The sequence below is a fragment of the Chitinophaga flava genome, assembly GCF_003308995.1.
GTDB lineage: Bacteria > Bacteroidota > Bacteroidia > Chitinophagales > Chitinophagaceae > Chitinophaga > Chitinophaga flava.
Genome location: NZ_QFFJ01000002.1, coordinates 926,356 through 949,859, shown reverse-complemented (window position 1 = coordinate 949,859; position 23,504 = coordinate 926,356). Strand labels below are relative to the sequence as shown.

Below are 23,504 nucleotides of genomic sequence, written 5' to 3'. Positions count from 1 at the left end.
TTTACGGATTATGGTTTAAGAGTCACCAATGCCGGGTTGTATAACCTATTGTTCACTGCTCTCAATTTCTCTACCGGTACTTTTTGTATTTTACGATCGTAGGTCATCAGGCCGTTTATTTCTACTTCCACATCGGTTGTTTGTGTGTATACAGCAGCAGAGAGTCCTTGTCTGATCAATGTTTCCAGCCGGTCTGTAAAAACGGTGTAACGTTTAAACAGCTCATCTGCATTTTTAAAGGACTGGTACCCCCAGTTATCTTTCTGTTGCCATACATGCCCATCTACCGCTAAACCCAGGCCTCCGTATTCTCCCAGTACAATAGCTCTGTCATGCCCGTAGATGGCCGGATCCGGCATAGCAGGTTCCGGATAGTTATGCAGATCGATGATAGGTCCGATGGGGAAAAAGTTGCCACCGCTGGCGGTATTCACGAGGCGTGAAGGATCTTTCTGCATCGTCCATGCTGCGATATCCATGGTTTTAAACTGGCCCCAGGCTTCGTTGAATGGAGTCCATACGATGATGGAAGGATGATTGTACAGGGTATTGATGATCGCGCTCCATTCCTTGCGGTAATAAGCTTCTGAAGCAGGAGAGCGGTCTTTATCGGTAGCCCTGCCGATGATACCGGGGCGGGTTTCCCAGCCGTTGCCCAGATCGCCGCTAGGCATATCCTGCCATACCAGCATGCCCAGTTTATCACAGTAATAATACCAGCGGGCCGGCTCTACTTTGATATGTTTGCGGATCATGTTAAAGCCCATAGCTTTGGTTTGTGCGATATCGTATTGCAGCGCTTCATCTGTAGGCGCGGTATACAGGCCGTCGGGCCACCAGCCCTGGTCCAGCGGACCAAACTGAAATACAAAGCGGTTATTGAGCAACATACGTTGCACGCCATTATTGTCTTTTCCGATCGATGATTTACGCATAGCGAAGTAACTTTTCACTTCATCGATTACTTTGCCTTTACGGGTGATGGTAAAGCGGAGATCATACAGGAAAGGCGATTCCGGTGACCACAGCCTGGGTGCAGGCACTTTCAGTTTCAAAGCCTGTCCTTCGAGATTACCGGAAGCGATTTCCTTATTGCCATCGAGGGCAGTCACTTTCACGATATCGCCCGGCTGACGGCCGGCGATGTCTGCTGTTACCATCAGCTCTTCCTGATCAATATCAGGTGTTTGTCTGGTAGCGGCGATATAGGTATCTGCTACCGCTTCCACCCACACCGTTTGCCAGATACCGGTAACTGGCGTGTACCAGATACTCTCGGGCTTCTTCACCTGTTTGCCTCTGGGCTGCGGACCATCATCAGTAGGGTCCCATACACGGACCGTGATTTCCTGCGCACCTTTTTTCAGGAAAGATGTGATATCGAAAGAAAACGGATCGAAGCCGCCTTCATGGCTGCCTGCTTCTTTACCATTCACGTACACGGTTGCACGCCAATCTACGGCGCCAAAATGCAGCAGCACTTTTTTGCCTTTCATGGCAGCCGGCAGCGTGATGCTGGTATGATACCACAGCAGGCTGTCTTTGCCCACCGTACGGCCTACGCCGGAGAGTGCAGACTCTATCGCAAAAGGCACCAGTATCTTTCCCTGCCAGCTTTGCGGAACAGCCGCATTTTTTTCGCTGACAGCATACTGCCACAGGCCGTTCAGATTTTTCCAATTGTCGCGGACCAGCTGTGGCCTTGGGTATTCAGGCAATACTTCCGCCGGAGATACTTTTTCACTCCAGGGCGAGGTAATTTTTCCGCCGGCGATTTTCCATTCGTTTTGTTGTGCATAGACTGTTGACACCAATCCAAGGGATAAAGCCAGTAACAGGTTGTTTTTCATCATGGGTTGAATATTTTAATTTTAAGCGTATCGTCAACACTTAAAATTCTTATTCAAAGAAAGCAAATAGCAGGGCTGATAGTGCACTAAATCGTCTCATTCTTTTTATAAATCGTCTCATTATTCCAGTTCGTCGCATATTGGGTGTAATTCGGACACTGGATTATTATCTTTATAAAAATCCTCGTACTTGCGGCCACGTTATATCGCCTTATTATTACTGTTATTTGCCGGCTTATATGTATCTGGTCAGTCTGTTAATTTCATCCACTATCAGGTGGAGAACGGGCTTTCCAACAATGCGGTGATCTGTTCCTGGCAGGACAGGCAGGGTTTTATGTGGTTTGGCACCAAAGATGGTCTCAACAGGTTTGACGGATATACTTTCCGGGTATTCCGCCACGATCCGCAACAACCGGGTAGTATCGGCAGCAACTATATATCGGTGATATGGGAAGATGATGATGGTTTGCTGTATGCAGGCACCGATAAAGGCTTATATGTTTATCATCCGGCTACGGAGCAGTTCCGGATGCTTCCCCTGCAACAGGGTATTATCATAGCGATAGACAAAGACCTGGACGGCAACATCTGGATCATCGACGATCTGAAATTATACCGTTACCATCCGCGTACCGGGGGGCTGGAAGCTCCATCTCACTACCCTTCGGCCAATTCCCTGTGCAGGGCCGCTGATGGCCGCATATGGATCACCACTCCACAAGGGCAGATCGCTCAATACGATCATCAAACCGATCGGTTTATTTCCTTTTCCCTGTTCGACCATTCTCCGGTACCTACCTCCACCTGGATCACTACCATCACCGCTACCGGCGCCGATACCATACTGGTGGGTACCACCAGCCAGGGTGTTAAACTCTTTAACACCCGTACCCATACCTATCAGGACATACTCACGGGCACGTATGTACGTGATTTCCTTCGCCGCAGCGCCGATGAATACTGGGTGGCCACCGAAAGCGGTATCTACATCTATCATCCATCCAACGGAAAATATATCAACCTCCGGAAAAAATACAACGACCCCTACTCCCTCTCAGACAACGCCGTATACACGCTTTACCGCGACCGTGAAGGCGGTATCTGGGCGGGTACTTACTTTGGTGGTGTCAACTATTTTACAGAGTCTTATACCGCCTTTGAAAAATTTTTCCCCCGTACCGGTGAAAACTCTCTGGGTGGTAATGCAGTGAGGGAGATATGCCCAGACAGATATGGGCAACTATGGATAGGTACAGAAGATGGAGGTCTCAATAAAATGGATGTCCGCAGTGGCAATATCACCCACATTCAGCCAATACCAGGTGGTGGTGGGTTGTCGCATAACAACCTGCACGGACTGCTCGTCACCGGCGACACCCTCTGGATCGGCACCTTCGAACATGGACTGGACCTGATGAATGTTCGCACCGGTAAATTCCTGCGACACTACGCCGCCGGCAATGGCCCGCTGGACCTGCACAGCAATTTTATCTACAGCATTATGCAAACCAGGCAGGGAGAGGTGTTGCTCTGTACTTCGAGGGGACTTTACCGTTATGATCGTGCACAAAATGGCTTTGCTCCGATAACAGCTGTACCAGAAAATCTTTTCTACACCTGTGTGTATGAAGACAGCGAAGGCATGCTCTGGGCGGGCACGGTACGCAATGGCGCGTATTATTTTCATCCCCGTACTGGCCGTACAGGCAGTTATCAGTTTAATGCTACGGATACCAGCAGTCTCGCTCACAACCGCGTAGACCATATACTCGAAGACAGCCAACGCCAGCTCTGGTTTACCACTGAAGCCGGCCTTTGCAGGTTGAACAAAACCTCCGGCCACTTTACCCGCTATACCACCCGCAACGGCCTGCTGAGCAACATGACTTACAATCTTCTGGAAGATGATGAACACCACCTGTGGATTACCACTTCCAAAGGGCTTGCCCGCCTCACTCCTACCACCGGCGCTATAAAAGTATATACCAAAGCTAACGGATTACTCAACGATCAGTTCAACTATAACTCCGCCTATAAAGACAGCTGCGGCAACCTGTATTTCGGCAGTGTAAAAGGTATGATCCGCTTTAATCCCGGCAGTGTAAAAACAGGCGATTATCTGCCACCAGTTTACATCACCGGCATACAGGTATACAACAAACCATTACTGCCCGGAGGATCTATACTGCTGCATGCCATCAACTATACCGACACTATCACACTGGCCTACGATCAGTCTTCCTTCAGCATCGACTTTTCCGCACTGTGTTTCACTTCTCCCGAAATGACACAATACGCTTACAAAATGGAAGGGCTGGATCAGGACTGGATCTACCTGGAAACCAATCGCAAGGCCGTTTTTACCAAACTGGCGCCCGGCACTTATCATTTTCTGGTGAAAGCTGCTACCAGCAACGGACAGTGGAGTACTACTCCCCGGCAGCTGACTATCCGGGTGCTGCCGCCCTTCTGGGCGAGTTACCCGGCCTATGCGTTGTATCTCCTTACACTATGCGGTCTTATCTGCGGTGTCATTGTTTATTTCCACCGTCGTTCCAAACAACGGCAGCAGCGCAGGATGGAGCTGTTTGAACATGAGAAGGAAAAAGAACTGTATCAGGCTAAAATAGAATTCTTCACCCATATCGCCCACGAGATCCGGACACCACTGACCCTTATCAAAGGCCCTATGGAAAAGGTTATCGGACAAGCGGCCGCTGTACCGCAGGTGCAAAAAAACCTACAGATTATGGAACGTAATACCAATCGCCTGCTTGATCTCACCAATCAGCTGCTCGATTTCCGTAGCACCGAAATCAACGGCTACCGGCTCAATTTCGTGAAAGCGGCCATCCCTGCGTTATTACAGGAGATACATCTGCAGTTTATTCCCGCAGCCGAACAAAAGGACATCCATTTTCATATAGCCGTTCCCGTGCAATCCTTTTTTGCCTATGTAGATATAGAAGCGTTTAACAAGATACTGAGCAATCTTGTCAGCAATGCTCTCAAATACGCAGCAGAGGCGGTACACATCGATTTGCTGTCTGCAGCAGATACCGCCGAAACATTCATCATCAGGATTAGTAATGATGGAATTCCTGTTCCTCCGGAGATGAAAGAAAAGATCTTTGAACCTTTTTTCAGGGGCAAAGCAACAGCCAATCAGCCGGGCACCGGCCTGGGACTGTCTATTGCGCGGTCGCTCGCCCTGCTGCACCAGGGCACACTGGAACTGCAATACACCGATGCAGGACATAATGTATTTGTACTGACCCTGCCAGTACATCAGGAAATAGAATTTAATCTCAGCAAATGGAAAAGACAACCCTAACCAAAGTACCGCTGCTACTGGTAGATGACAACGAAGAGATACTCGACTTCATTGCCGACGATCTGGGAGATCAGTATCATATCACTACGGCGCCCGATGGCGCCGCTGCCCTGCGTATCCTGCAGGATACCGTGATACAACTGGTGGTCAGTGATGTGATGATGCCGGTGATGGATGGTTTCGAACTTTGCCGCCGCATCAAGTCTGACGTGGCGCTCAGTCATATTCCTGTGGTCCTGCTGACAGCCCGTAATACCCTGCAATCCAAAATAGAAGGCCTGGAACTGGGTGCAGACGCCTATATCGAAAAACCTTTCTCCCCTGCACATCTGGAAGCACAGATCGCCAGCCTACTGAACAACCGGAAAAAAATAAGAGACTACTTTGCCAGTTCACCGGCGGTCCATATCCGCAGTATGGCCATCTCCAAGGCCGATGAGGCTTTCCTCGACAAGCTGCAGGAGATCATCCTTCAGCATCTCACTGATGTCAACCTGGACGTGGAAGTGCTGGCTGATAAAATGAATATGAGCCGCCCCACGCTATACCGTAAAATAAAAGTGATCTCCGACCTCACCCCTCATGAACTGATCAACCTCACCCGCTTAAAAAAAGCAGCTGTTCTGCTCGACAGTGGCTACTATAAAGTCAATGAGGCCGCAGAAATGACAGGATTTGCCTCGCTCAATAATTTCAGTCGTAATTTCCAAAAGCAGTTCGGGATGCTGCCTTCAGCCTATATCACAAAAAATAATAGTTAATAAAAGATTATCCGTTTTTTCTGCAGACCAGTTGTATCACCCAGGGCCGGGCACGGTAAACATCCCAGAACCCCGGCGGATATTTTTTTTCTTCTTCGGCTGAAATGATGTAGGGCTCCAGTTCACAGGATGCAAAACCAGCGGCACGAAAAACTTCCTGGTAGGTTTTCCAGCTATACCAGTAGGTATCAAAGCTGACCTCCTGGCCCTCGCTGAGGAGGGTACAACGAATAGTGGCCCCTTCCACCAATAGTCCGGATATCAACTTAAAATGCAGTTTATGTTCCGGCAGAAACAGGGAAGGCACAGCTGGTTCCTGCGGATTTAAATTGCTGGTGATAAAACTTTGCCCTGGCCGGAGGTTCTCATAAACAGACCGGGCTATTTGTTCCAGTTGTGTACGGCTGGTTGCATAATGCAGCAGGTAAGAAGCGGTTACCACATCGAAGGTGCCGATACGGCCCATGGTGGCTACATCTGCGAGTACATATTCTACTCCATCGTGCTGCTCCTGTTCGGTGAGGCGTGCCAACCGGATCATTTCTTCCGAAACATCCACCCCCACTACCCGCGCAGCGCCCCAGCTTTTAAGCCGGCGGCTGCTCATACCATCGCCACAACCCAGGTCCAGTACCGATTTTCCGCTCAGGCTGCCCAGTCTTGTATACAGGGAATACCATTCAGGGCCACGGTAGGGAATGGACTCGGCAATAGCCCTGTAGGAGTTGGCAATATGATCATACTGGCTCATGGTCTGGTATGTGTTGGTATACTCCGAATATAGCCTATATAGCTGCACTGTGGCCACAGTAGGCCACTTCAGTCATTTCTAACGATGTCGTATATACGAATTTTAAAACCAGACACCTATGATGACGAAATTTCTCAATATTTCTCTTGCCAACACCCTGAAAAAATAATATATTAGCGACGTTCAGCGATTCAAGGAAACTGGCTTTAACACATATGTCCGGGCGTTTACACGTTGGGCATAACTGTACATTTCGCAAATCTATAAATCGATTTTTACTGTATGCATCTACCGAAATTGATTATTGACCTGGCATTGATCTTAGGAGCGGCGGGTATTATTACTTTATTATTCAGGCGACTGAAGCAGCCTATGGTATTAGGTTACATCATCGCCGGCTTTCTGGTGGGGCCTAACTTCCATCTTTTCCCCTCCATCAGTGACGGGGAGAGTGTTAAAATATGGTCTGAGATCGGTGTGATCTTCCTGTTGTTCTCACTGGGACTGGAATTCAGTTTTAAAAAGCTGATGCGTGTAGGAGGCACGGCCGCTATTACTGCCTTTGTGGAAATTGCCTGTATCACAGTGGCCGGTTATTTCACCGGGCAGCTGATGGGCTGGAGTACGATGGACAGCCTGTTCCTGGGTGGTTTGCTGGCCAGTTCGTCCACCACCATTATTATCAGGGCTTTTGAAGAACTGGGTATCAAACAAAAACCCTTTACCAAAATTGTTTTCGGGGTACTGGTGATAGAAGATATTGTGGTAATCCTGCTGATGGTGCTGCTTTCCACAATGGCCGTCAGTAAACAGTTTGAAGGCACTCAGATGTTGTTTACCATCGCCAAACTAATGTTCTTCCTGGCGGTATGGTTCCTCGCAGGCATTTTCCTGCTGCCTACCTTTTTGAAGAAGATGGAGAAATATATGAACAGTGAAACACTGCTCATTTTAAGTATTGCCCTTTGCCTGGGTATGGTGATCCTGGCCACACAGGTAGGATTTTCAGCAGAGCTGGGCGCATTTATCATGGGTTCCATCATTGCGGAGACTACCTCCTCCGAAAAAGTAGAGCACCTTATTCAGCCTGTAAAGGACCTTTTTGGCGCTATCTTCTTTGTGTCTGTAGGTATGCTCATCAATCCGGAGATGATCGTGGAATACCGCTGGCCCGTATTATGGATCACGCTGCTGACTATCTTCGGTAAATTCTTCAGCACGACCTTCGGTGCGTTGGTATCCGGCCGCCCACTCAAAGAATCCGTGCAGGTGGGCATGAGTATGGCACAGGTAGGCGAATTTGCCTTTATCATTGCCACACTGGGCGTAACGCTGGGCGTTACCAGCGAGTTCCTGTTCCCCGTAGCTGTAGGTGTTTCTGCTGTCACTACCTTCACCACGCCTTACATGATCAAGTTTTCCACACCGCTGTACAACTGGCTGGAAAAGATCATCCCGGGAAAATGGCTGACAGCGATCAACCGCTACTCTGCCAGTTCTCAAACCCTGCAGGGTGAAAGTGACTGGCGTGCGGTACTCAATGCTTATCTGAAAGTTATTATCCTCAACAGTGTGATCCTCATCGCCATCATCCTGTTGAATACCTACTATGTATGGCCATTCGTTGCCAAATATGTGAACAACCAGCTGCTGGCCAAACTGATAGCGGTAGTCATTGCCATTGCTATGATGGGGCCTTTTATTTCAGCACTTACCATCAAAAAGGTGCAGAGCATCGCCTATAAAGCGCTCTGGCTCGACTCCAAATACAACCGGGGCCCGCTGGTAGTGGTGGAAGTGATCCGTAACGTGATCGCTGTATTGCTGGTCGGTTTCCTGCTGAGACAGTTCTTCCCTTTCTGGCCCGCATTGCTGGGCACATCGCTGGTGATGCTGGTGGTATTACTGGCATTAAGGCAACAGCTGCAGAAATATTACGGCCGTATCGAACATCGCTTTCTGTCTAACCTGAATGCCCGTGAAGAGGCTGTGGCCGCGGCTAAAAAAGCTCAGGCTGCCGATCTGCTTCCCTGGGATGCGCAGGTATCCGAACTGGAAATCAATCCATGGTCTACCCTGATAGACACGCCCCTGGCGGATCTGCAGCTGCGGGAAAAATACGGCATCAATGTAGGCGCTATCAAAAGAGGCAATGTCACCATCTATGCCCCTACCCGTGATGAAAAACTATTCCCACACGATATCATCACCGCCATCGGCACAGAAGCACAGCTGGAAGAGTTTAACCGGGTAGTCAATACCCTCAATGTGGAAAGAAGTGATGATGTGGCCAACGATAATGTAGGTCTTACCAGCATCGTGGTAGACGAACACAATGGCCTGAAAGGACAAACCATCCGCAGCTCCGGTATCCGTGAAAAAACCAGTGCCCTTGTAGTAGGCATCGCACGCGGCAGCAACCGTATCCTCAATCCCCCTTCTGATATGCCTTTTGAATGGGAAGATGTGGTATGGCTGGTAGGTGATCGCAAAAAGATCGCTGCATTTAACAGACCCTAGTATTCGTATAAAAGAAAAAGGCTGACTATTACCATCTGTAATAGTCAGCCTTCAACGATATGAGCAGTTTTATGCTTTTTTCAGGAATGCTCTCAGCACATATTGCAGGATACCACCGTTTTTATAGTATTCTATTTCGATAGCTGAATTCAGGCGGCATTTAACCTGGAACACAATTTCAGGCCCACTGGCCGGGGTAGCCGTTACCGTTACCATCTTGCCTGGTGTCAGATCTTCTGCAATACCTGTAATGGTATATGTTTCTGTACCATACAACCCTAAAGAGGAAGCTGTATCTCCGTTTACATATTCCAGTGGCAATACACCCATACCAACGAGGTTGCTGCGGTGAATCCGCTCATAACTTTCCGCGATCACCGCTTTTACACCCAGCAGATTGGTACCCTTGGCGGCCCAGTCACGGGAAGAACCGCTGCCATACTCTTTTCCTGCCAGTACAATCAAAGGTGTTTTAGTAGCGGCATATTGCGTGGCTGCATCGTAAATTGGTAATACCATACCCTGCGGCATCAGCGTAGTAAAACCACCTTCCTTCGGAGACAATGCATTTTTGATGCGCACATTGGCAAAAGTACCCCGTATCATCACCTCATGATTGCCTCTGCGGGAACCGTAAGAGTTAAACATCTTCGGATCAATGCCTCTGTCCAGCAGGTATTTGCCGGCAGGAGTATCTGCTTTAAAAGAGCCCGCCGGTGAGATATGGTCTGTTGTCACGGAATCACCCAGCATCAGCAATACACGGGCATTCCGGACATCTTCTACTGCCGGAGGTGTATCCGGAAGATCATAGAAAAAGGGTGCTTCCTTGATATAGGTAGAATCATTACTCCAGTGATAATCCTTGCCGGTAGGCGCTATCAGCCCTTTCCACTGATCATCACCATCAAAGATCACCGCATAGGTATCGCGGAAATCTTCCTGTTTAACAGCTGCGGCCATTGCTTCATTGATTTCATCCTGTGTGGGCCAGATGTCACGCAGATATACCGGCTCTCCGTTGGGATCATAACCCAGCGGGTCGTTGAACAGATCTACGTCTACGCGGCCGGTGATAGCATAAGCTACTACCAGCAGCGGCGATGCCAGAAAGTTCATCTTCACCTGCGGATGCACGCGCGCTTCAAAGTTGCGGTTGCCCGACAACACCGAAGCCACAATCAGACTGCCTTTATCCACCGCTTCCGCGATAGCTGGCGGCAGCGGACCACTGTTACCAATACACGAAGTACAGCCATAACCCACCACATGAAAACGCAATGCTTCCAGTTCGGTCAGCAGCCCCGAACGTTGCAGGTATTCCGTTACCACCCTGGAACCCGGCGCCAGACTGGTTTTCACCCAGGGCTTCACATACAGGCCACGGCTGATCGCTTTTTTAGCCACCAGGCCCGCACCTATCATCACGCTGGGGTTGGAAGTATTGGTACAGCTAGTGATCGCAGCAATAGTAATAGCACCATCGCTCAGCACATATTCTTCATTTTTTAGTTTGATGCGCACCGATTTCAGGTAGTCCACTTCCACTGCCACATCTTCCGCATGTTTCTGTATCTCGTAGGTAAACGATGTGCCGGAGCCTCCTTCGTACAACCAGGCTGTATCGCGGCGTTTGCCTTCCGGCGTGTACATCCTTTTAAATTCCTTCTTGAGCAGTGTCTGAAACTCAGCATGCAGGTCTTTCACCAGTATGCGGTCCTGCGGGCGTTTGGGGCCTGCCACGGCAGACTGCACCTTAGAGAGGTCCAGTTCTATTATATCAGAATAGCTGATACTTTCATTACCATGACGCCATAACATGTTTTCCTTGCAATAGTTCTCCACCTGGGCTACCAGCTCTTCTGAGCGGTTGGTACGCCGCATATACTGAAGGGTTTGTGCATCGATAGGGAAATAAGTGACAGTACAACCAAATTCAGGGGACATATTGGAGATGGTGGCACGGTCAGGCACAGAAAGATGATCGAGGCCGTCGCCGAATACTTCCACAAATTTGTCTACCACACCGTATTTACGCAACAGCTGGGTGATGGCCAGCACCATATCCGTTGCCGTTACACCTTCCATCAGCTGGCCGCTGAGCTTGAGGCCTATCACTTCCGGGCAGGAGAAATAAATAGGTTGTCCGAGGATAGCGGCTTCTGCTTCTATACCACCTACACCCCAACCCAGCACACCAATACCATTGACCATCGGCGTGTGCGAGTCAGTACCTACCAGTGTGTCCGGAAACAGCCAGCCATCGCGGGAGATAACGCCCTGTGCGAGGTATTCCAGGTTAACCTGGTGGCAGATGCCCATACCTGGCGGCACGACCGTAAAATTATCAAAAGCCTGCTGCGCCCATTTCAGGAGCTGGTAACGTTCTTTGTTACGCTCATATTCATAGGCCACATTTTTGGTGTAGGCATAGTCTGTGGCAAAAAAATCAACCTGCACCGAGTGGTCCACCACCAGATCCACAGGGATGGCCGGGTTGATACGGGCGCCGTCTTTTCCTTTTCTGATCACCTCGGCGCGGATGGAAGCAATGTCCACCACGGCGGCCACACCGGTAAAGTCCTGCATCAGTACACGGGCAGGCTTAAAAGGTATTTCCTTATCGGCAGGCTTAGGCTGCCAGTTAACCAGCGTGTCCACATGTTCGTCAGTGATCGCAAAGTTGTCGTGGTTGCGCAATACATTTTCCAGTAAGATTCTGATGGAAAAAGGTAAACGTGATATCTGTTTTCCATCCTTTTCCAGTTTGCTGAGAGAAGCTGTACGTTGTTGCATATGCTATATTGTTGACATTCCTAATGAAACAATGGTATATACTTTTTGTTTAATGGCGGCCTGTTACAGGCGCGCCAGATGTAATGGATTCAACTGCATGACCAATGCACACATCAGGCTTAGATTTAATAAAAATAACCATTTCTGATGACGCAGAAGTTAAAAGTTCCCGCCACTTCCCTCTTGGTGCTGGAAAAAGCGATACCCCTGTATGGCAGCCCTCTGCAACAGACATATATCAACGCGATAGATTTCAGTGAGGTAAGCCAGGCTTCGCGCGATATGACGCGCGCTTATCCACCTGGCGCAGATATGATATATTATCGTAAACAGGCTATCCGGGAGACGATCCGGTTACGCATGGAACAATTTCCCGTTCAACAGATGGTGATACTGGGCGCAGGGCTGGACCCGCTGTCGCTTTACCTGCTGGAAACCTATCCGGGGCGTCTTAGCCGGATTATAGAGGTAGACAACGGGTATATCGATGTGAAGAAAAAAATTTATGAAGAAATATTACATATAAAGGGACTGCAGTTTGTCCATTGTGACCTGACGGATATTGTTTTGCTGGAAGCCCTGCTGAAACAACATGGCTATAGTGCTGATGAGCCTACCATTATCATTTTGGAGGGTGTGATTCCTTATATCAGTAATGAAGAATTTGTGCTGGTCATGCAGCTGTTTAGTTCACCAGGCCGTCAGAATCAGGGTATCGTGGATTATGCGCTGGCGTATTCAGACATACCCGACAATTACCTCGTGTATCACCGGAATCTGCTAAAGGCTATGGAAGCCCAGCTCAACATTACAGTCAATCTGAATACGCGTCAGCAGATTAGTGACCTGGTGGCCCGTTTTGGGCAACTGGATTATCTGGAGCCGTTGTTTGAAACGGAGAAAAGACTCACTGGTACCAACCGGGCTTTTCATCAGCCCGGGCATGGTTCAGTAGAAATGGCAGTATTCAGTTTATAGGTTCCTGGGAGCTTCTGCCGGCGAGCGGCGGTTATAAGCTTAAAGGTTCTGCTGATGCTGATAATTTTCGCCAGCGGATGGCTGTTGTAAACTAGAGGTTCCACCACTGCTGGTGTGGGTAACTTTCGCCGACGATTACCTGTTCGCCGATCATGGGAGTGGTGACGGCCAGTCCTTTTTCCGCAGCTGCAGCCGTAACCCGCTTTGGTGGCTCATTCCAGGCGTGATTAGAAAGTACAAATTTAGCCCAGTGTACAGGCATCAGCACTTTAGCGTCCAGGTCCAGGGCGGCCTGTACGGTTTGCTCTGGTGCCATGTGAATAAAAGGCCATGCATAGTTATACTGCCCACATTCCAGGATGGCCAGGTCAAATGGACCGTATTCCGCTCCTATCTGCTTAAAATGTGTATCATATCCTGAATCACCACCCAGAAAAAGCGTATAGCCGTGAAGGTGTAATACAAAAGAAGCCCAGAGGCTGCCGCCTCTTTTTAACCCTCTGCCGGAAAAGTGACGTGCAGGCGTTGCTGTTAGCGACACTTCATCAGATATCTGTATGGTTTCCCACCAGTCCATTTCCGTGATGCGGTCTGCCGGATAACTACCACAGGTACGTATATCCTTGCCTACCCCTAGTCCGGTGTATATCGCTTTGGTGGAAGGCAACAGTTGTGCAATCGTTTTCTTATCCAGATGATCGTAATGGTTATGGGTGATGATCAGTATATCGATAGGCGGCATATCAGCGGCTGTATAGGCATCACTACCAGGAAAAGCCTTCACGGTGAAAGGCATGGGTGAAGCATTGCCGCTGAAAACGGGATCTACCAATATATTGAGGCCCTTGATCTGTATCAGATAAGAAGAATGACCAAACCAGGTAACCACCGGCTTATAACCAGACACGGCACGAAGCGGAGCTTTTACAACAGGCAACGGCACCTCCGGCTTTACATTGCCCGGTCTGTTCATCGCCTCTTTCAACATGGTGAAATAAGTGACATCATCCGCTTTGATGGGGGTGAGCGTTAGATTCTGGAACGCTCCTTCTTTAAAGTTCCGGGACCGTAAAATACGCTCTCTGGAAGTCAATGATTTATGCTGCATGGTGGTATATTCCACCGCAAAAATACCACATTTCAACATAGGAAAAACGCAGGCCGGCTACCTCGCCAGCAAACGTTTTCCTCTCGCCATCAACCGGAGCAGCCGGGTATTGCCGAAAAAGGCAGAATGATACCTCGCCGCTTCCCGCTGCCGGCTGCTATAAACACGCAATACTGCATCCGCTGTCATCATTCCGCTCAGCTCCTCCTTCCGCATCACCGCCAGCACACTCAGCTGATAACGCTCCAGCAGCTGCACCGCCATTGTAATATCATCTTCCTCCCATACAAAAGGAGCAGCGGCAGGCATCAGTTTGTCTACTGTAGTATTATCATGCCCCGTGAGTTTTTCACGGTCCAGGTAACCCGTGAAACGGCCCGCAGCATCCGTTACCAGCAGATGCCGGTGATAATATGAATGATTATCCAGCAGCATGCTCACCTGCGCAGCCGTAAGCGATCCGGACACCATCAGCGATGGTTGCACCAGCACCATTGACGCATTGAGCTGCTGTAATACGTCAGGCGTATATTCATCCGGTGCAGTAACGCCCCTGCGCCGTATCTTCTCGGTCATGATCGATCCTTTCATCAGGAAGAAAGAAACAAAATAAGCAGTAGTACAAGCGCCGATCAGCGGTAACAGCCCATGCGGCTGACCGGTTGTCTCCAGCGCAAATACAATCGCTGTCAGCAATGCGCGGGAAGCTCCGGCAAACATCGCTGCCATACCTATCAGCGCAGCCGTGGCTATGTTGATATCACTACCGGGAAACCAATGCAGTACCACTATGCCTATCAGCGCGCCCAAAGCCCCGCCGATAGTGAATAACGGCGCCAGTGTACCACCGGAAGTACCGCTACCCAGCGACATTACCCAGGAAAGATATTTCAGTACACAAAGCGAAACTACCAGCGACAGCGCAGCCTGACCGGTCAGCAGGGTTTTAATATTATCATATCCCACGCCCATCGTATGCGGCGCAAAATAACCGATCACACCTACCGCCACCGCGCCAATAGCCGGCCACCACATCCAGTGCAGCGGCAGCCGCTCAAAAAGATCTTCTACCCAATAAACCGAACGCGACACCAAAGCCGCCACCACACCTATACCGGCGCCCATCAACACATATACCACCAGCGCCCTGTCAGACACCACCGGTATTTCCGGCATCGCAAACACCGGATCATTACCAAACAACAACAGGTGCATGCCCGCTCCGGTAATACAGGACAATGCCACCGGAATGACTGAACGGGGAGAAAATTCAAACAATAACAACTCTATCGCCAGCAGTATCGCTGCCAGCGGGCTGCCGAAGATCGCCGACATACCGGCACAGGCCCCTGCCGCCAGCAACACCTTCCTTTCTGCAGATGAAATATGAATCACCTGCCCGGTAAAAGATCCCATTGCACCACCCGTGGCGATGATAGGACCCTCTGCTCCGAAAGGCCCACCGGTACCGATAGAAATAGCTGCCGACAATGGTTTCAGCAAAGTGATCACCGGCGGTATCCGGCTCTCATTCAGAATAATGTTTTCCATCGCTTCGGGTATGCCATGCCCTCTGATGGCCTTGCTACCGAAACGAGCCATCAATCCTACTATGATACTACCGATGATAGGCACCAGCACTACCGCCCAACCCAGCTGATTACCTGCAGGACCCCGCTCTTCAAATGAAAACTTTCCGTAAAAAGAGAGATTGGTGAACAGGCTGATCAGCAATACCAGCCCTTTGGCTACACAACCTACCAGTACTGCATTGAGCAATGCCTGCATGCTCAGATAAAAAACCCTCTTTGATACACTTCCAGCCTTTTTAGGCCTATTTATATGATCCATGAAACAAAAAATAACGTCAAAACTATTCAAATCACCACAAAAATATGATTCAAATCATATTAAACAGCATTTTTGGTCAGGAAAAATCAAAAAAGTATTACTATTGCAACCATGAAAAAAGCCAGGGCCTGCGATCTGAAGACATGTTTTTTGTGCCGCTATTCCATACCGGAATGGCTGACAGCGGTAGCTGCCCATCGTCAGCATCTTGCCTGTAAAAAAGGGGAAACACTGTTCCAGGAAGGTGCTCCGGCCACCGGCATTTATTTTTTGTATGATGGGAAAGTAAAAGTGCACAAACAATGGGGACCAGATAAAGAACTGATCATCCGTTTTGCCAAAAAGGGCGACATCCTCGGCCACCGTGGCTTTGGCAGCGAACAACGCCTGTATCCCGTATCCGCCACCGCCCTGGAAGACTGCACCGTTTGTTATATAGACAATACTTTTTTTGAAGCCTCTCTTAAAGTAAACCCCGACCTCACCTACCGGCTGATGCAGTTTTATGCGGCAGAATTACAGGAGGCAGAAAAGAAAATGCGCAACCTCGTGCACATGGACGTGAAAAGCAGACTGGCGGACGCTCTGCTGGAAATAAGCCGGGTATACGGGCACAAACAATTTACCATCAACCGGCAAGACCTCGCCTCTTTTGCCGGCACCACCTATGAAACCATCTATCGCATACTGCAGGACTTCATCCAGCAACAGCTGATAACGGCAGAAGGGAAATCCATCACCATCCTTCAGGAAAAAAAATTACAGCAACTACTTACTGCTGCTCACTAACACCACGCGGATTATACCAATGCGCCAATGCTTCGAGTATCGGTAACAACGCCTCTCCTTTGGGGGTCAGGCTGTAATCCACGCGTACCGGCACTTCCGGGATGATCGTTTTGCTAATCAGCCCATCCATTTCCAGATCCCGCAGTTGTTTGCCCAGCACCTGATCTGACACAGTGGGCATCATCTGCTTCAACAAACTGAAACGGTTCTGCTGTTCTGAAATATGTATCAGGATAAGGGCTTTCCATCTGCCAGCAATGGTTTCCAGCGCTCCGTTGATCCGGCATACGCTGTGCAGGAACTGCCGGTTGGATGCATTGGAGGATGTTTCTTTTATCATGCTACTCAGTTTTTAATGAGTAACTCCCAATATTCACGGTTATTGTAGCGGGATACTCATCGGGTTAGTTTTGCCAAAATTACTGAGATGAAAGCAATTGTATTGAACGGATTTGGAAATGTAGACCAGTTCAGCATGAACAGCTTTGATATACCTGCCTTTCAGGAACATGAGCTGTTGATAGCGATAAAAGCCGCTGCCTTTAATCCCATCGATTATCAGATGCGGCAGGGCCGCAGGGAAAGTCTGCATATGCATTCTCCTATACTCGGACGGGAGTTCGCCGGCATCGTGATAGCAGCCGGTAAAAACACTCAGGGCTTCCAGGCTGGTGATGAAGTGATCGCAGCTGCCGGCAGCAAAGGTTCCAACGGTACCTATGCCACCCATATCGCCCTCGATTACCGGATGGTGGCGCACAAGCCGGCATCCTTATCTTTCAGCACAGCTACTGCCATCCCGGCTTCCGGTCTTACCGCCTTGCAAACCTTCCGGCGTATGCAGCCACAGCAGCAGGATCATATATTCATCACCGGTGGTGCCGGCGCAGTAGGCAGTTTCCTGATAAAACTGCTGAAAGCACATCATATAGATCAGCTGTTCACCACAGCAGGCAATGAACAAAGCAGCGCTGCATTGCAGGAGCTGGGGCTGAAACCCGCGCAGATCATCGATTACCGGCAGCCCGATCTGACACAGCAGATACTGGCCGCCAACGGACAGCGTTTTTTCGATTGGGCCGTGGATATCGTAGGAGGAAGTATTTCGGAAACAGCGGCGGAAGTGCTAGGGCTCAACAAAAACTATGCGGACATCACCTTTCTGGGTACTGAGCGCACACGGGAACTGCTGTTCGACAAAGGTTGCCATGTCCTGAACATCTCCAACTACGCGTATATGGCAGCAGGCAAGGTCGAATGGTACGGACAAAACCTGCAACAGCTCACCGCACTGATCAACGATCAGATAGTCACCCCTCCTGCCGTACAGGTGGTAGGCAGTTTAAGCGCTGATACTGTGAAGCAGGCACACCTGCTGATGGAGAATAATCAGACCTATGGCCGTAAACTGGTTATGACGATGGACTAACGTTCAGCCGCGCTATTTTACGGGCAAACCTTTCGGTGATATTTTTCCAGGCTTCCTCGTATTCAGGACAGTCGTAACGTTTCCGGGCAAAGGCGTAGGTAGCAGTCGACAGATGCCAGTTGAAAATATTTTCCAGGTATGCGATATCGTCTGCTATCACGCGCTCGAGTATACGTTGTTTGGACAAGCCGGCCTCTTCACAGTAACGGTCCAGCCAGGCGCCACGGCCGGCTTTCACGTACAGCACAAACATGTCTTCTGTCATAAAAGCCCTGGGTACCTGTTCCATTTGCCAGTCGGCGCTTTTGATGATGAGACATAACAAGGCATGTTCGTAAAATGATTCCGGGATATCGGTGCGTAAGATAGCTCCGTTGCGGGCGGCGGCATAACAGAGTTCGCGTGTGATCATCTCTGATGGCAGATAACGCAGGGCTTTGCCGTCTTTTGCAACAGCTGTAGCTGCCAGTTCAGGTGTGAGCATATCCTCAGGAAAATACGCCAACGCACCTACGCTTTCACGCAACACTTCCTGGCATAACTCCGCCGTACGCAGTTCCAGCGGCACCCGTTTCAGGTCGCGCCAGCTTTTGCGGACTTTCTGCTGCCAGTAGCTGGCCGGCTGTTCCTGCCGTTGCAATACACTTTCTCCGGCAGCCAGATCACGGCGCAGCTCTTCAAAGTCGGTGGTAAGGGTATTGTTGAGCAGTGCACGCAGTTTGTGGGAGATGATATCATCACCATCTTCCGATTCCTCGCAGGCATTGTCTGCAGGGCTTTCGGGATCACGGTCGTTGTAATAGAAAAGGCTGATGTTTTTGGCAGCAGGCATCAGGTAATAATCTTCCACAATCATCACAGGAGCGATGAAAGTACCATCACACTGCATCCATCCATGATTATAATGCAGTATGATCACTTCGGTAACAATGATATTGCCGGTCACCCTTGTAGGGGAGCCACCAATGAGCAGATGCCGGCAGGACACATTGCCTGCTACATAGAGGATAGGGCCATAATCGCCGGTTTCATTGAGGATGCTGCCTTCCACTTCCAAGTTGCCGATTACGAGAAAACCCAGGATAGGTTTACCATCGGGCGCATCTTCCAGGGTATCGGTGTCCAGCATAAAATCGCCCTGCAGGTGCAGGTCGCCGGTATGGAGGTAAAAGTAGCTGTCTTTACTTTCTATATCCAGGAAAGCGGCTTCACTCTCGTAGATCTTCGTATGTACCTGGTACCTGCTGATGGCATCCTCGCAGGTGATAAGCTGAAATTCTCTATGCATGGCGCTAATATCGTACATTTATAAACGCACAAAACAGGAAATTATTCACCTATGAACAAAAGAGTAAAATTTGATTTCGATATCCGTTTTACCAACGGTGGAGGCATCCGGGGCGAGGATTTCCGGCTCGATATCGCCGGTGATGACATATCTGACAAAGAGCTGGCAGACTATATTGTGGCTGACATGCGTTTGCTCATGGTAGGCGAAACCCATATCCTCAACAAGGAAATTATCACGGAACCGCATAAACGTAAACCTATTAATACCGGCGGACAAAGTTACCTGGTAGACCTGAGCCATACCATAGAAGATGGACTGGTGACCTACAAAGGGCTGCCCGCTCCTATCATTTGCGACTATCTGAGCCGGGAAGATTCCGCAAAATTTTATGATGGTGACACCACTTTCCAGATCGGAAAGATAGAAATGGTTACCAATACCGGCACGTACATTGACTGCCCTTTCTATCGTTATGCTGATGGCAAAGATCTGTCGGAGGTGCCGCTGGAACGCTTTGCCGACCTGGACGCTGTTGTGATACGTGTTCCTTATACGCAGTCACTGGCCGTAACTGCCGACATGCTGCGCAACCATGAAATCCGCAACCGCGCGGTACTGGTACATACCGGCTGGGACACCCACTGGAACACACCTGTGTATTACGAAAACCATCCCTATCTCACAGAAGATGCTGCCATCTATCTGCGTGACTGTGCCGTTCAGCTGGTAGGCATCGATTCCCATAACATTGACAATACCCAGGGTCGTACGAGGCCGGTACATAGCATCCTGCTGGGCGCGGAGATCCTGATTGTGGAACATCTCTGCAACCTGAGCCTGCTGCCGGAAGACGGCTTCACCTTCAGCGCAGTGCCACCTAAGTTCAAAGGCGCCGGCACTTTCCCTGTCAGGGCTATGGCCAGGTTGTCAAAATGATAGCATAAGTATCCGGATTTATCTAATTTTGCGTTCCTCATGGCTCTTCAAAGAGGTATGTTTCATAGCAGATGTTCATAGAGATCCCGCAGACAACCGATGCCAGGCAATACAGGATTGCCGTTTCAGTATTCTTCTTTATCTCCGGCCTGGGTTATTCCACCTGGGCATCCCGGATACCATCCATACAACAGCAGCTTCATCTCAACGAAGCCCAGCTGGGTCTGGTGCTGCTGGCACTGCCCATAGGGCTGATGCTGACCATGCCGGTGACAGGCAAACTGCTGGGCAGTTTCAGCAGCCGTAAGATCATGGTGATAGGTGCGCTGATCTTTAACCTGGTACTGAGTGTGCCCGGCTTTACCACCAGCCTGTGGCAGCTGGCGCTCACCCTGTTCTGTTTCGGTTCTGCCCGAAACCTGATGAACCTCTCTATGAACGCACAGGCCGTGCAGGTGCAACATCAGTATTCCAAATCCATCATGACCACCTTTCACGGTATCTGGAGCATCGCCGGTTCTACCGGTGCAGGTATCGGTTACCTGATGGTGTCTATGAACGTTGCTCCCTCCTGGCATATGCTGATCGTCAGTGTGTTGTTGCTCGCCTTCACACTGTATTACGGGCCGAAGACCTATCCTGATCAACCCATCCCGCAAACCACCCGTAAGCCGGCATTTTCGCTACCCGACAAATCACTGCTGCGTTTTTCCTTTATCTGTTTTGCCTGTATGGCCACCGAAAACACGATGTACGACTGGAGCAGTATCTATTTTCATAAGGTAGCCGGTGGCACGCCCATCGCGGCTACCGCCATTTTTATGCTGTACATGGCCGCTATGACCACCGGCCGTTTTGTTGGCGACCGGCTCGTAGCCCGGCTTGGCATCAGAAACATATTATTCTACAGTGGATGGCTCATCCTCATCGGGCTGCTGCTGGCCATCTTCCTGCCTCATCCGGTGATCACCACCATTGGGTTTATGTGCACCGGTATGGGCGTATCCTGTATTGTGCCACTGGTGTTCAGTCTGGCAGGAAAATCCAAAACCACCAACAGTGGCCAGACACTGGCCTCCATTTCCACTATCGGATATCTGGGGTTTCTGGTAGTACCACCACTGGTAGGTTTTGTAGCCCAGGCTACCAGCCTGCGAGTTTCCTTTGGCATCATGGCAATATGCGGTTTGCTGATAGTGCTGATGGTACAGGGTTTGAAACAGGATTAACGATTAGGGCAAAAGAAAAAGCCGCCTTTTTAAGACGGCTTTTTGTGTCCACAAGGGTTTCTCAGATAGCTATTAAATTTTGAAAAACATCTTCTTTTTATACAGTCCGTAACAGAGTCCCCATTCGAGGGCCAGTACGGTAAGGGCAGACAGCACCTCTCTAATCTCTTCGGGTACGCCAATCATGGCAGTAAACCCTTTCACAAAAATGCCGGTGGTGGGATTGACCCATTGCACGCCTACGGTTTCAAAAAACAGGTATATAAAGATCGCATTCATGCCTACTGCTGTGGCTATCCAGGCGTACCGCACATGTCCTCTGACATCGGTGAGCCAGTATATCAGCGCCAGCAACAGCATTACCCAACCTCCTGATACCAGCACAAAAGAAGATGTGCTGATACGTTTGATGATGGGAGTAACACCAGCAGCATCCAGGCCATAACCGGCGATCAGGCCGATGATACCTGCGATAACCAGCCAGGTGATCTTACGGCGCCAGGATGCTCCACTGATCAGAAGCCTGCCTGCCAGTACCCCCCAGATGGTGTGTGCGGCCGTTGGGATGAAGTTGATCGTTACCCATCCATCCGGATTGATCTTTCCCATCAATACAGTATCCATGTAGGCACCAAAATTATGTCCCTGGGCAAATGGGGCTTCAAAACCCGGTAACAGGAAACAACGATACATACACTCGGTGGCAATCAGCAACAACAGGCTAACTACCAACTGAAAAACAATAGGACGGCGGATAATAAGATATGCAATGATTGTGGTGACAGACAACTGCGTAAGCACATTCCACAACTCCCAGACTAACCTGCCCGCATATACGCAATGCAATGCGGTACCGAATATAAATAATTTCCCGCAACGCAATGCAATATGTTTAAAATTTTGCCGCCAGGTGACACCCTGTAACGACTTATAATGCCAGGAAATATACAGGGCAGCGCCGGCCATGGTCATAAAGGCAGGCTGCACCAGGTCCCAGGCCCGCAAACCATTCCAGGGGTGGTGGAAAAATTGTTGCACGATTTCATGAAAGAAACCCGTGGATGACAAACTGTCGAGTGACCAGTACAGATGAGCACTTTCTGCTGCCAGCAGGATCATGATTACACCCCGCATAACGTCCAGCGAAAGGAGTCGTTGGTTCATAGGTAGAAGATATACCCATAAAATAATCATTCTTTTTAAGAATGTCCGGTAATTTTCCAGGCGGCCAATATTTAAGCATACTGAATATAACCGGTTTCATTTTGCAATAGAGATCCGGACAGCGTTTGAAAAATAGATGATATCAAAAGGCTAGTTTATAAATGGGCTTCTTTTATCAGAGAGAATGGAGAATGGAGGACGGGGCAGGGTTTTGATTAGTTTCGGGCAGCCTAAACTGATGTTGGTGGTTCAAAAAATATGGGCAATCTGATTTGTATCAGATTGCCCATATTTTTAAATTTCACGAATAGCTAAATGCATTGTTGATCCGGGCAGAATATTATAATCACTGAGCGTCCTTCCATCCTCTAACTGTTTGCCAGCATAGATTAATCGTTGCTTTTCCGGAAGTATACCCGTTTTATCGTATATCTTACTCTTTATATTCTCAATAGTATCAGAAAAATCTGCTTCAAGCGTTATCGTCCCAATTTGAGTCGCGTACTTAACGAAATATTGAGCGTATGGACGTTTGTTGATCGTGTTTGTTGCTGTTGGTGCTACTGAGTTAGCAAATGATGATACTGTTGTCATTGCCATCACTGAGAACATACATGCAAAGGATAATACCTTCATACTTATAGGTTTTTATGGGTTATGGGTTAAATATGGCTGTAATATATACTGAACAACTTATATAAAACAACATAAATA

Annotated in this window: 17 protein-coding genes; 8 read left to right on the top strand and 9 right to left on the bottom strand. The window is 49.2% G+C overall.

Annotation, left to right across the window (positions count from 1 at the left end; all coding sequences use genetic code 11):
- Nucleotides 1-8: 8 nt before the first annotated feature.
- Nucleotides 9-1,853 carry a glycoside hydrolase family 2 protein gene (locus DF182_RS20255; protein WP_113617630.1) on the bottom strand — a complete coding sequence of 615 codons (1,845 nt, stop codon included), beginning with the start codon at nt 1,851-1,853 and terminating at the stop codon, nt 9-11.
- 187 nt (nt 1,854-2,040) lie between these two features.
- Here DF182_RS20255 and DF182_RS20250 point away from each other — a divergent pair, with 187 nt between their 5' ends.
- Nucleotides 2,041-5,187, top strand: a complete 3,147-nt coding sequence (locus tag DF182_RS20250; RefSeq protein ID WP_113617629.1) for a ligand-binding sensor domain-containing protein — start codon at nt 2,041-2,043, stop codon at nt 5,185-5,187.
- Nucleotides 5,169-5,948: a response regulator transcription factor gene (locus DF182_RS20245; RefSeq protein WP_113617628.1), complete on the top strand. Its 780-nt coding sequence runs from the start codon at nt 5,169-5,171 to the stop codon at nt 5,946-5,948. The genes DF182_RS20250 and DF182_RS20245 overlap by 19 nt, the downstream gene beginning before the upstream one ends.
- Before the next feature lie 7 nt (nt 5,949-5,955).
- Here DF182_RS20245 and DF182_RS20240 read toward each other — a convergent pair whose 3' ends face one another.
- Nucleotides 5,956-6,699 (bottom strand): class I SAM-dependent methyltransferase, encoded by a 744-nt coding sequence (locus tag DF182_RS20240; RefSeq protein WP_113617627.1) that lies wholly within the window; start codon nt 6,697-6,699, stop codon nt 5,956-5,958.
- 282 nt (nt 6,700-6,981) lie between these two features.
- Between DF182_RS20240 and DF182_RS20235 the strand changes: the two genes are divergently transcribed.
- Nucleotides 6,982-9,219, top strand: a complete 2,238-nt coding sequence (locus DF182_RS20235; RefSeq protein WP_113617626.1) for a cation:proton antiporter — start codon at nt 6,982-6,984, stop codon at nt 9,217-9,219.
- Nucleotides 9,220-9,288: 69 nt separating this feature from the next.
- On the opposite strand, the gene acnA is transcribed toward DF182_RS20235, so the two are convergent.
- Nucleotides 9,289-12,015: an aconitate hydratase AcnA gene (gene acnA, locus DF182_RS20230; protein WP_113617625.1), complete on the bottom strand. Its 2,727-nt coding sequence runs from the start codon at nt 12,013-12,015 to the stop codon at nt 9,289-9,291.
- A gap of 147 nt (nt 12,016-12,162) precedes the next feature.
- Between acnA and DF182_RS20225 the strand changes: the two genes are divergently transcribed.
- Nucleotides 12,163-12,993: a class I SAM-dependent methyltransferase gene (locus DF182_RS20225; RefSeq protein WP_113617624.1), complete on the top strand. Its 831-nt coding sequence runs from the start codon at nt 12,163-12,165 to the stop codon at nt 12,991-12,993.
- Nucleotides 12,994-13,084: 91 nt separating this feature from the next.
- On the opposite strand, the gene DF182_RS20220 is transcribed toward DF182_RS20225, so the two are convergent.
- Both DF182_RS20220 and DF182_RS20215 read right to left on the bottom strand, forming a co-directional pair.
- Nucleotides 13,085-14,140 carry an MBL fold metallo-hydrolase gene (locus tag DF182_RS20220; protein WP_245957502.1) on the bottom strand — a complete coding sequence of 352 codons (1,056 nt, stop codon included), beginning with the start codon at nt 14,138-14,140 and terminating at the stop codon, nt 13,085-13,087.
- Between the two features lie 18 nt (nt 14,141-14,158).
- Nucleotides 14,159-15,952, bottom strand: coding sequence for a chloride channel protein (locus DF182_RS20215; protein WP_211327168.1), 1,794 nt, complete (start codon nt 15,950-15,952; stop codon nt 14,159-14,161).
- Between the two features lie 111 nt (nt 15,953-16,063).
- Here DF182_RS20215 and DF182_RS20210 point away from each other — a divergent pair, with 111 nt between their 5' ends.
- Complete coding sequence (locus DF182_RS20210; RefSeq protein ID WP_113617622.1) at nt 16,064-16,741, top strand: Crp/Fnr family transcriptional regulator; 678 nt, start codon at nt 16,064-16,066, stop codon at nt 16,739-16,741.
- On the opposite strand, the gene DF182_RS20205 is transcribed toward DF182_RS20210, so the two are convergent.
- The gene (locus DF182_RS20205) at nt 16,725-17,081 is read right to left on the bottom strand and encodes a winged helix-turn-helix transcriptional regulator (RefSeq protein ID WP_113617621.1); all 357 of its coding nucleotides are present in this window, start codon (nt 17,079-17,081) and stop codon (nt 16,725-16,727) included. The genes DF182_RS20210 and DF182_RS20205 overlap by 17 nt on opposite strands.
- 87 nt (nt 17,082-17,168) lie before the next feature.
- Between DF182_RS20205 and DF182_RS20200 the strand changes: the two genes are divergently transcribed.
- A complete protein-coding gene (locus DF182_RS20200; protein ID WP_113617620.1) occupies nt 17,169-18,170 on the top strand; it encodes a quinone oxidoreductase family protein in 1,002 nt (333 codons plus the stop codon).
- On the opposite strand, the gene DF182_RS20195 is transcribed toward DF182_RS20200, so the two are convergent.
- Nucleotides 18,154-19,458, bottom strand: a complete 1,305-nt coding sequence (locus DF182_RS20195; protein WP_113617619.1) for a bactofilin family protein — start codon at nt 19,456-19,458, stop codon at nt 18,154-18,156. The genes DF182_RS20200 and DF182_RS20195 overlap by 17 nt on opposite strands.
- Before the next feature lie 51 nt (nt 19,459-19,509).
- Between DF182_RS20195 and DF182_RS20190 the strand changes: the two genes are divergently transcribed.
- Both DF182_RS20190 and DF182_RS20185 read left to right on the top strand, forming a co-directional pair.
- Nucleotides 19,510-20,397, top strand: a complete 888-nt coding sequence (locus tag DF182_RS20190; protein WP_113617618.1) for a cyclase family protein — start codon at nt 19,510-19,512, stop codon at nt 20,395-20,397.
- A gap of 71 nt (nt 20,398-20,468) precedes the next feature.
- Nucleotides 20,469-21,626, top strand: coding sequence for an MFS transporter (locus DF182_RS20185; RefSeq protein WP_113617617.1), 1,158 nt, complete (start codon nt 20,469-20,471; stop codon nt 21,624-21,626).
- A 72-nt stretch (nt 21,627-21,698) separates the two neighbouring features.
- Here the strand turns inward: DF182_RS20185 and DF182_RS20180 are convergent, their stop codons facing one another.
- Nucleotides 21,699-22,790: an acyltransferase family protein gene (locus DF182_RS20180; protein WP_113617616.1), complete on the bottom strand. Its 1,092-nt coding sequence runs from the start codon at nt 22,788-22,790 to the stop codon at nt 21,699-21,701.
- Between the two features lie 294 nt (nt 22,791-23,084).
- A complete protein-coding gene (locus tag DF182_RS20175) occupies nt 23,085-23,426 on the bottom strand; it encodes a ubiquitin-like protein (protein WP_211327167.1) in 342 nt (113 codons plus the stop codon).
- Nucleotides 23,427-23,504: the final 78 nt, after the last annotated feature.

What these genes read in the sequence shown, in the direction of transcription:
- DF182_RS20255 (WP_113617630.1), bottom strand. Translation starts at nt 1,853, where the DNA reads ATGATGAAAAACAACCTGTTACTGGCTTTATCCCTTGGATTGGTGTCA.
- DF182_RS20245 (WP_113617628.1), top strand. Translation starts at nt 5,169, where the DNA reads ATGGAAAAGACAACCCTAACCAAAGTACCGCTGCTACTGGTAGATGAC.
- DF182_RS20240 (WP_113617627.1), bottom strand. Translation starts at nt 6,699, where the DNA reads ATGAGCCAGTATGATCATATTGCCAACTCCTACAGGGCTATTGCCGAG.
- DF182_RS20235 (WP_113617626.1), top strand. Translation starts at nt 6,982, where the DNA reads ATGCATCTACCGAAATTGATTATTGACCTGGCATTGATCTTAGGAGCG.
- acnA (WP_113617625.1), bottom strand. Translation starts at nt 12,015, where the DNA reads ATGCAACAACGTACAGCTTCTCTCAGCAAACTGGAAAAGGATGGAAAA.
- DF182_RS20225 (WP_113617624.1), top strand. Translation starts at nt 12,163, where the DNA reads ATGACGCAGAAGTTAAAAGTTCCCGCCACTTCCCTCTTGGTGCTGGAA.
- DF182_RS20220 (WP_245957502.1), bottom strand. Translation starts at nt 14,140, where the DNA reads ATGTTGAAATGTGGTATTTTTGCGGTGGAATATACCACCATGCAGCAT.
- DF182_RS20215 (WP_211327168.1), bottom strand. Translation starts at nt 15,952, where the DNA reads ATGGATCATATAAATAGGCCTAAAAAGGCTGGAAGTGTATCAAAGAGG.
- DF182_RS20210 (WP_113617622.1), top strand. Translation starts at nt 16,064, where the DNA reads ATGAAAAAAGCCAGGGCCTGCGATCTGAAGACATGTTTTTTGTGCCGC.
- DF182_RS20205 (WP_113617621.1), bottom strand. Translation starts at nt 17,081, where the DNA reads ATGATAAAAGAAACATCCTCCAATGCATCCAACCGGCAGTTCCTGCAC.
- DF182_RS20200 (WP_113617620.1), top strand. Translation starts at nt 17,169, where the DNA reads ATGAAAGCAATTGTATTGAACGGATTTGGAAATGTAGACCAGTTCAGC.
- DF182_RS20195 (WP_113617619.1), bottom strand. Translation starts at nt 19,458, where the DNA reads ATGCATAGAGAATTTCAGCTTATCACCTGCGAGGATGCCATCAGCAGG.
- DF182_RS20190 (WP_113617618.1), top strand. Translation starts at nt 19,510, where the DNA reads ATGAACAAAAGAGTAAAATTTGATTTCGATATCCGTTTTACCAACGGT.
- DF182_RS20185 (WP_113617617.1), top strand. Translation starts at nt 20,469, where the DNA reads ATGTTCATAGAGATCCCGCAGACAACCGATGCCAGGCAATACAGGATT.
- DF182_RS20180 (WP_113617616.1), bottom strand. Translation starts at nt 22,790, where the DNA reads ATGAACCAACGACTCCTTTCGCTGGACGTTATGCGGGGTGTAATCATG.
- DF182_RS20175 (WP_211327167.1), bottom strand. Translation starts at nt 23,426, where the DNA reads ATGAAGGTATTATCCTTTGCATGTATGTTCTCAGTGATGGCAATGACA.